General features: G+C 59.6%; 5 protein-coding genes and 1 pseudogene. 5 read left to right on the top strand and 1 reads right to left on the bottom strand.

The window, feature by feature from the left end; translation table 11 throughout:
* The 5 genes and pseudogenes from EOA86_RS13730 to EOA86_RS13750 form a co-directional block, all read left to right on the top strand.
* Nucleotides 1–284: ABC transporter permease subunit (locus tag EOA86_RS13730; protein WP_128342138.1), on the top strand; the 284-nt coding region annotated here is incomplete at its 5' end.
* Between the two features lies 1 nt (nucleotide 285).
* Nucleotides 286–1,292: pseudogene (locus EOA86_RS13735) on the top strand (ABC transporter ATP-binding protein).
* Nucleotides 1,289–2,314, top strand: coding sequence for a dipeptide ABC transporter ATP-binding protein (locus tag EOA86_RS13740; protein ID WP_091597981.1), 1,026 nt, complete (start codon nucleotides 1,289–1,291; stop codon nucleotides 2,312–2,314). Before EOA86_RS13735 ends, EOA86_RS13740 begins: the two are co-directional and overlap by 4 nt.
* An 80-nt stretch (nucleotides 2,315–2,394) precedes the next feature.
* Entirely contained in the window at nucleotides 2,395–3,753 is a 1,359-nt protein-coding gene (locus tag EOA86_RS13745; RefSeq protein WP_091597978.1) for a CapA family protein, read from the top strand.
* A 171-nt stretch (nucleotides 3,754–3,924) separates the two neighbouring features.
* Complete coding sequence (locus EOA86_RS13750) at nucleotides 3,925–4,923, top strand: succinylglutamate desuccinylase/aspartoacylase family protein (RefSeq protein WP_091597975.1); 999 nt, start codon at nucleotides 3,925–3,927, stop codon at nucleotides 4,921–4,923.
* 90 nt (nucleotides 4,924–5,013) lie between these two features.
* Here the strand turns inward: EOA86_RS13750 and EOA86_RS38615 are convergent, their stop codons facing one another.
* Entirely contained in the window at nucleotides 5,014–5,157 is a 144-nt protein-coding gene (locus EOA86_RS38615) for a hypothetical protein (RefSeq protein ID WP_164891740.1), read from the bottom strand.
* Nucleotides 5,158–5,296 lie beyond the last annotated feature (139 nt).

Raw genomic sequence — 5,296 nt, forward strand, 5'->3', positions numbered from 1 at the left:
GGCATATCCTGCCGAGCACTGTTCCGGCGCTGATGGTCCAGGGCGCTACTGTCTGCGCCAGCGCGATCCTGACGGAGGCCGGGCTGAGTTTCCTCGGCGTGGGCGTGCCACCCGAGATTCCGAGCTGGGGCAACATGATCGCCAGTTCCCGCCTCTACCTCGCCATCGCGCCCATGACGATTTTTGCCCCCGGTATCTGCCTTGCCGTCACGGTCCTTGCCGTTAATCTGCTCGGGGACGGCCTGCGCGACCTGTTCGATCCTCGCGCGAAGCGGAGGCGCTGACATGCAGATGCATCAAACGGCAGGCAACGACGTGCTTCTCGACGTTCGAGACCTTGAGACGCACTTTTACGGCGAAGAAAGCGTCACCCGCGCCCTCGGCGGCGTCAGCTTCCAGGTGATGAAAGGCGAAACGCTCGGCGTCGTCGGCGAATCCGGGTGCGGAAAGAGCGTCACCGCTCTCTCCATCCTTCGGCTCCTGCCTAAACTGACCGCCAGGACCGTCCGCGGCCAGGTGCGCTTTCGCGGGCGCAACCTGCTTGACTGTCCGACCGCGAGATGCGACAGATCCGTGGCGACCAGATCGCCATGATCTTCCAGGACCCGATGACCAGCCTGAATCCGGTCTATACGGTTGGCCGCCAGATCGCAGAGGCGGTGCAGATCCACACAAAAGCGTCCCGATCGGTCGCGATGGCAAAAGCCGAGGAGATGCTGCGTCTCGTCCGCATCGCCGACCCCGAGCGTCGCGTCAACAACTATCCGCATGAAATGTCGGGCGGCATGCGCCAGCTCGCCATGATCGCTATGGCTCTTGCCTGCTCACCGGAACTGTTGATTGCCGACGAGCCGACGACAGCGCTTGACGTCACCATCCAGGCGCAGATCCTGCGGCTCATCGTCGATCTGAAAGAGCGCACGGGAACGGCCGTGATGTTCATCACGCATGATCTGGGCGTTGTCGCCGAGACATGCCAACGGGTGATCGTGATGTATGCTGGCCGGATCGTAGAACAAGCGAACGTCATCGATTTGTTTGCGCGACCGGCGCATCCCTACACTCAGGGCCTCATGCGATCGGTGCCTGACCGGCGGCGCGGCCGACAGCGCCGCCTTCCGGAAATTCCCGGCATTGTTCCAAGCCTGCGCGAGCCCATTGTCGGCTGCAGCTTTGCGCCTCGCTGCCCGGTCGCGATCGACATTTGCCGCGACAAGACGCCCGCCCTGCGTGATGTCGGGTCAAGCCACGCCGCAGCTTGTTGGCGCGCCGAAGAGGTGATGGGCGCATGAACGGTCCTCTGCTGAAAGTCGAGAATCTGACCAAGCACTATCCGCTTGGCTCGGGAATCTTCAAGAAAAGCATTCCGGTGATCCGGGCGGTGGAGGATGTATCCTTTTGCGTCGAGGCGGGCGAGACGCTCTGCATCGTCGGTGAATCCGGCTGCGGCAAGTCCACCGTGGCGCGGCTCCTGATGCGGCTCGTCGAGCCCACGGGCGGGCGCGTGCTGATCGACGGGACCGACATTGCAAGCCTCAAGAAGGATGCCCTTCACGCATGGCGCCGTCGGATGCAGATGGTCTTTCAGGATCCTTACTCGTCGTTGAACCGGCGCCTGACCGCCGGACAGATCATCACCGAACCAGTCGAGAATTTTGAGCGCCTCAGCAGGAAGCAGCGCCAGGCCCTCGCTGCAGACCTTCTGCGAAAAGTCGGAATGTCACCTGAGATGATGCACAGGCTGCCATCCGAATTGTCGGGCGGTCAGCGGCAGCGGCTCGGCATTGCACGCGCTCTGGCGCTCAACCCTTCGCTGATTATTGCCGACGAAGCGGTGTCAGCCCTTGATGTGTCCGTGCAGGCTCAGATCCTGAATCTGCTTCTGGAACTCCAGCAGCAGATGGGCATCGCCTTCGTCTTCATCTCACATGACCTTGGGGTCGTGGAGCATATCGCGCATCGCGTTGCCGTCATGTATTTGGGGCGGATCGTAGAGCTTGCCCCGAGCGAGGCGCTCTTTGCGAAACCGGTCCATCCCTACACCGAGGCGCTGGTCGCGGCGGCTCCGGTGCCGGATCCCACCCGAGCTCGGCTAGAGGTACCCGTAGAGGGCGAGGTGCCGAGCCCCATCAACCCTCCGAGCGGGTGCGCGTTTCATCCGCGCTGCCCACTGGCCATCGAGCGGTGCCACATCGAGGTACCGCCTTTGGTGCCAATGGCAGACGGGCGCGTTGTGGCCTGCCATGTGCGCGCTCCGGCCATGGGCATGCCGGCGCCCGCGGTGGCTAATTCTTCGCTCACTCCCGTCGCATAGCCACTCGACTTGGCACCGCCGACACGAACACGGAACATCATGCCAAGTACGGCAGGACGAAGCGAGACGAGGAGAAATCTATGAGCAACGAGAACGCTGGTCATCCGGTCGACGGGGCACCCGGCTATGATGTGATCGGGTCGATTTCAACGAACGTGGCGGACGGCTTCACGATGGTGGCAGTCGGCGACCTCATCGTATCACGAGCAGTGACCAAATCTCAGGATTCTGGCTTCGGCGAGGTCGTCAGGATCCTTCGCGATGCTGACACCACTTTTGGCAACCTGGAGGTCAATGCCTTCGATATCCGATCGTTCAATGGACACCCGCAGGCTGAATACGGCGGTGCGTATCACCTCAGCTTGCCAGAGGTTGGCCAAGATTTGAAGGCGATGGGATTCAACATCCTCGGCCGCGCAAACAACCATTCATTTGACTGGGGCGTTGAAGGCATGCGCGAGACCAGCCGAGTGCTAGATCAAAACGGGATTATCCATGCAGGGGTGGGAGAGAATCTCGCACAAGCCGGCGCCGCGCGCTTCTTCGAGACCACACGTGGCCGTGTGGCGTTGCTATCATGTGCTTCAACATTCAAACCGATGGCCCGCGCGGGCGATCCTGCTGGTGAGGCCCCAGGACGACCAGGACTGAACGCCCTTCGTTTAGCGCAAGCCATCGTGGTTTCGCCCGAAATGCTCCAAAATGTGAGGCTAATAAGTTCTGCCTTGCCTAGCGACATCCCCTTCCGGGAAGATCCGGTTACGGTCGTGCTCGCCGGAACAACATACAAGGCTGGCGACAAGGTCGGATACAGTTTCGAACCAGACTCACGCGATGTTGCCGACATTCTACGAAATGTCCGGCGGGGCAAGCAGTTCTCCGATTTTTGCATCGTCGCGAACCACTGTCACGAGCCTGGTAACTGGAGCGACGAGCCGCCGGATTACGAACGATCCTTTGCTCATGGGCTGATCGATGCCGGGGCCGACGCATACATTGGCCATGGACCTCATCAATTGAGAGGCATCGAGATATTTAAGGGCCGCCCGATCTTTTATAGCCTCGGAAATTTTTTCCAGGATGACTTGGGTACCCCTGCGGGTGCCGAAATGTTCGGCGACTACGCCAAGGACCCTCGGGTACACACGGATGCCGAGGTCAAGATCGCGGAAATGGCCAGTTATTCAGACCCGGTCTTTTGGGAAAGCATCGCGGCGCGGAGCCGATTCAAGCAGAACCAGCTTGCCGAATTGCGGCTATATCCGATTGAACTCGGTCGGTTGAGGAGATTTGCCGATCGCGGGGTCCCACGTTTAGTCAATCAGGAGCAAGCGAAGACCATTCTGGAGCGTCTACAGAAGCTCTCCGAGCCGTTTGGGACCGAGATTGCCATCGAGAACGATGTTGGTGTGATAAGGCTGAGGCTTGGAGCATCATAATAACTTATCTCTAGGCCCCAATTACAGCCCGCGAGGCACTTTGGATTTTGCTTGCGATGTGCGGGCAACCCACCTCCACGATTGAACGCGTGGCGCAATGCACGCAAATGCCAAAGCTGACCGGAATTGGCGACCATAATCTCGTACTTCGAATTCAAGGAAATCTCCGCAATGAGCGAAGCACCACACCTTACGTTTGATCTCGAAAAGCCCGGCATGAGCAACGGACATCTTGTTGTCCCAGAAGGCGCCGATTGCGAAGCTCTTTCACTTCCGGTCGTCAGTCTCAACAAAGGCGAGGGACCACGGCTCCTGATCACTGCCGGATGTCACGGCGATGAATTGGAAGGGCCGATTGTTGCGCGACGACTTCTCGAGTGGCTTCCCGAAGCGCAAGTTTGTGGAAGAGTTGTAATCGCGCCGATGCTCAATCCACCAGCCGTAAAGGCATGCAGCCGCAATACGCCGATCGATGGTTTAAATCTCAATCGAGTTTTTCCGGGCCGCAGCGACGGATCAGTAACCGAACGGATCGCGGATGCGGTTGCGCGTGTGTTATTGCCATGGACCGACACTGTCTTCGATCTGCACAGCTTTGGACTAAACTGGGATTTCTCCCCGTCGAGCACGACGCACCCAATTGCTGATCCCGTTCTGATGGCCAAGACGCTCCAAATGGCAGAAGCGTTCAAGCTGCCCATGACGTTGGTTTGGGAACATCCAGGTTCGCCGGGAATGTTTGATACTTTGGCCCAAAACCAGGGCAAGGTGTTCGTTTGCGCTGAATTCGGCGGCGGCACGGTCAGCTTCGACGCGATCGCGCTCTACGAAGCTGGATTGCGCAACGCACTCATCGCGCTCGGACTCGTCGAGGGAAAGCCCGAGTATCCGACCTTCCGCCAACAGAAGGTTACGCAGACATTCGAAACGCGGCGCTCATCCGACGAGCTAAAATCGCCTGCACGCGGCATCTTTGAACCTCGCTGCTCGGTATTGGACCAAGTGAAGCACGGAGATATTATTGGCGCCTTGTATCCGATGGATTCGCTGACTGCCGATGTCATTGCTATCCGCGCGCTTGGGACATCCATCGTGTATGCCATTCGATCCGGCGCTTATGTCGAGATGAACGAAGCAGTGGCGCTCGTTGCACGACCGGTAAATCAGTGACGGTCATCAGGCGCTTCGAGCTTGCAGAGAAGACGGAACGGTCGGGCCGCCAGGTTGCCGCTCAAGGTCTGGACCGCACCACCAGCCGCGCTACGGCAGGCTTGTGAGGATGCAGCCTTCACCATCGGCACGCCCCCGGACTTGGGCGCCGGTCCAGTCCTCCAGCTCCTCGGTGGCGACGGCCTCGGCAGAGGTGTGGTTCGAGGCCTCCATCGCTGCAGCGAACAGCTTCATAGCTTCATCGCCCGCGCTTCGCCTGTCATCGCGTCGATCACGTCGACCGTGTTCCCGGCGAAGTCGATGTAGATCTTCTCCGTCGGCATCTCGCCAGCTCCCTCATCCAGAAACGGCTTCTATCGCTGGTCTGCTGACC

The organism is Mesorhizobium sp. M5C.F.Ca.IN.020.32.2.1, assembly GCF_004023105.1.
GTDB classification, from domain to species: Bacteria; Pseudomonadota; Alphaproteobacteria; order Rhizobiales; family Rhizobiaceae; genus Mesorhizobium; species Mesorhizobium wenxiniae.